1 pseudogene is annotated in these 235 nt (G+C 34.9%); it reads left to right on the forward strand.

What is annotated here, in order from left to right:
* A pseudogene (locus tag HLB29_RS09875) lies at nt 1–196 on the forward strand (Cna B-type domain-containing protein); the annotation flags it as partial.
* Between the last annotated feature and the right edge of the window lie 39 nt (nt 197–235).

Genomic DNA, 235 nt, shown 5'->3' on the forward strand with positions numbered 1-235 from the left:
TGAAACACATAATCCTACTCCGGAAAAGACAGTACCAAATAAACCAACAACGCCAAATACTCCTGATGATATTATTAAAAGATTACCTAAAACAGGTGACGGATTAGATCCGGCAAGATATGCAGGACTATTCGCCATTCCGGGAAGTATATTGCTTTTCTTTGAATTAAGGCGAAGAAAAAATCTTAACAAGTAAAAGATAACACACATTCAAAACATTTTAGTATTAGAAGGC

Origin of the sequence: Peptostreptococcus canis (genome assembly GCF_014229965.1) — a bacterium.
GTDB classification, from domain to species: Bacteria; Bacillota; Clostridia; order Peptostreptococcales; family Peptostreptococcaceae; genus Peptostreptococcus; species Peptostreptococcus canis.